Raw genomic sequence first — 2,868 nt, 5'->3', positions numbered from 1 at the left:
TGTGAATCGCAAAGGTGATTATGTCCTGAAGCCACGGAGGCGATTCATTCAAGAGCCGCCCCTCTTCTTCAAGGGACAGCCACCTTTCCTTCGGTCGGTCCTTCCTCTCCCTCGCCACCATTTTGACCGGATTTTCTTTAACCCATTCCCATTCCTTCATGGCGATGGTAAATACGTGGCTCATCAGGGAGAGTTCCAGATTTACGGTCTGGGCAGAAGCACCCTCTTCTCTTCTTTTCACCTTGTATTCGGAAATGCTGGAAGGACCAATATCGGCAAGCATGTACTGCCCGAAAACCGGAAGTAGGTGTTTGGCCCCGCACATATCTCGCACATGGGAGCTGGCAGCCTTGCTCCTCTTGGAGTACCCGTTCAAGTATTTATCCATCGCTTCCTTGAAGGTGAAATCCTGACCGGGAAGTCGCTCGAACCACTTCCCCTCCGCGATCTTGCCTTTTTGACTGTCGAGGATCTTCTTGGCGAGTTCCTTATCCTCTGTTTCTGTGGAACGCCTTACTTGTTCGCCCGTTTTCGGGTTTACAAAACTCATCCACCAGACCGAGCCCCTCTTGTAGAGTCCCATGTCAGACCTCCTTTCCGGAGCCCTTGACTTGGTCTGATTTCCCGTGTCCAGGACTATAATATTCTGTTGTGACCTGGTCAATCGTATTCCTGACCATCCGGTCGATATCGGTGATTGGTCCCCTCCTTACCCTTCTCTTTCGAGGTTTTCGCGCTTCTGAGACCTTCTGGACGTGTTCTGAGCCATTCTCTGGGGCAGGCAGTCTTTGCTCCGTCTTGGCTACCCTATGCCGCTCCATCCAGGCATCTACATCTTCCCGCTTGAACCGGATCAGGCGCCCGACCTTATAGTGGGGGATCTCCTTGACCTTGGCGTAGAGGGTCTTGGGCTTGATGCCGAGGTAGACGGAGAGGTCGTCGATTGTTAAATAGCTATTAATATTGATGTTTTCGTTGGAATCTGCCATGACTTGCGCCTACAGGTGGTGTTTTTCGCCCTATGTGCCATACTCAACGCAAGTCAGATATGCAGAGACAAACCCCCTTGGCAAAAAGATTGACTTTATCTGTTACACCATCTTAATTGACTTTTGTCGCAGAGGTGAAAAGGATGCCAAACAGTGCCGAGCAGAAAAATTACCTCAAAGGGATGAAAGCCCTGGTGGAGCTCTATCATCTGTTGATGGCCCAACAAGATGAGACATGGTTTTCGGAAATCGTCATCCAGGACTTTCCCAAAGACATCGTGGATAAGATTGAGGAGCTCTTTTATTACACGCTGCCGCGTTTCGAAAATGTTCAGTATTACAGTGACCTCGGTGTGTTTCGTTACGGCACCGGCACAGAGATAACTATTTCCAAGAAAAGGCACCTTGTCAGTTTCCTTGAAATCATTTCGGCTCTTCACGAGGACATCACCCGCAACAAGCATGTAAACGTCATTGCCGTGCCCCACGTGGAATACGGGATACGCGAACATATCGATCCTCCCAAGGACCAGACCGGTCGGGCTAACAAGCTAACGGGAACATTCAGCTGGAAAAAGCCCAAGCCCAAGGAAATGAGTCCATCCGGTCCGAAGATTGAGATCATTCACACTCCACCTGCAAATCCGAGCGATGCCCAGCTACAGGCGTATGCCAGAAGCCGGACAAAACAACTTGGTCCTGCGCCCCGGTATGGCGAAACATTTGAGGTCGTGTACAACTTTAACAAGGACCGTGAAGACACTTTCGCGGACGCCCTGCACGATGCAGTCTTGGATGACAGTCCTATCATGGCCCCGATAGCAAACACCCGCGTATCCTTCATAAAGGCGATTCGCTACACACTGGTAAAGTGCATGGCGCTTCTCGGATCGCTCGACAGGTTCAAATCATGTCCCGTTTGCGGAAAATTTTTCTTCCAAGATGGGAGGATCGATCGAGCAACCTGCAGCGATAAATGTCGAACGAAGGCGTCTCGGGACGCGCAGGCTCCAGCAGAAAAATTCATGTTTAAGTGCCTTCGACGACAGAACGGATGGATCCGGTCCACTCTGCTGAATCACGACGCGTTCATAGTCTCTAGCTTTGAACCCCAGTACCTGAAACCCGCAGACTGCCGAAGGTCATGCCGAGTATCCGATGATCATTATCCTGTCCGAGGGGAATGTCCACTGTTGCGAAGAAAGAACGCAGCAGCCATCAAGTTCTTGGAAGATTATGTAAAACGCACCGGTAGAAAAAAAAGTCAGAGAAAGCCAACTACATAATAGCTTTGCCTCCATCATCGCCCATTTCACTTGAACTCATTCCCTTTCAACTCACGCCCCACCACTTATTTCCATGCCTCAAAGACGTGTAACGGATAAATCGAAAATCTGACTTAATTCCCTGCCCCCTTATCTATCTGACTTTTCCCTGCCCTTGTAACCTCCATAACACCCATATTCCGTGACGATTAGCCCCGCTCGTCGTTACGAAATAGCCGGGAAACAAAATTTTTCGGAGGTAGTTCTTATGTACGGATCAAGTATCACCCATCAAGAACCCGTTGTCACAGGTGCCCGCCTTCAAGGCCCTCCGGGGGACTTGAAGATCAACGAAGCTGAGGCGGTCCTCACGAGTCCGTCTCCGTCCAACCAGGCGATGCCCAGAGCGCCGTTTACGCTCGGAACCATCGCTCGCTCCCTTGAACTGGTCTCCATCGAGGAGATCATCCCCTATGACGGCATCCCGGATTACCGGGAACCCACCACAGCGGAACATCCAATCGTCGTCGTAACCCCCCGAGGCAAGTTCTGCATCGAGGGACAGGATCTCGTCCGCGCCGCCATCTCGGACGGAACAAGAGAGATCCTGTGCG

4 protein-coding genes are annotated in these 2,868 nt (G+C 51.1%); 2 read left to right on the top strand and 2 right to left on the bottom strand.

The genetic code is table 11. The features are described 5' to 3' along the window. Together GX466_09530 and GX466_09525 are read right to left on the bottom strand one after the other, a co-directional pair. On the bottom strand, positions 1-583 hold a 583-nt coding region (locus tag GX466_09530), incomplete at its 3' end, for a site-specific integrase (GenBank protein ID NLH94436.1). 1 nt (position 584) lies between these two features. Then, complete coding sequence (locus GX466_09525) at positions 585-989, bottom strand: helix-turn-helix domain-containing protein (GenBank protein NLH94435.1); 405 nt, start codon at positions 987-989, stop codon at positions 585-587. Between the two features lie 143 nt (positions 990-1,132). Between GX466_09525 and GX466_09520 the strand changes: the two genes are divergently transcribed. Both GX466_09520 and GX466_09515 read left to right on the top strand, forming a co-directional pair. Beyond that, entirely contained in the window at positions 1,133-2,275 is a 1,143-nt protein-coding gene (locus tag GX466_09520) for a hypothetical protein (GenBank protein NLH94434.1), read from the top strand. Between the two features lie 247 nt (positions 2,276-2,522). Then, the coding region (locus tag GX466_09515) for a hypothetical protein (GenBank protein ID NLH94433.1) at positions 2,523-2,868 on the top strand (346 nt) is incomplete at its 3' end.

The sequence above is a fragment of the Candidatus Cloacimonadota bacterium genome, from assembly GCA_012516855.1.
GTDB lineage: Bacteria > Cloacimonadota > Cloacimonadia > Cloacimonadales > Cloacimonadaceae > Syntrophosphaera.
This window is presented reverse-complemented; position numbering and strand designations above follow the sequence as displayed.

What these genes read in the sequence shown, in the direction of transcription:
- GX466_09525 (NLH94435.1), bottom strand. Translation starts at nt 989, where the DNA reads ATGGCAGATTCCAACGAAAACATCAATATTAATAGCTATTTAACAATC.
- GX466_09520 (NLH94434.1), top strand. Translation starts at nt 1,133, where the DNA reads ATGCCAAACAGTGCCGAGCAGAAAAATTACCTCAAAGGGATGAAAGCC.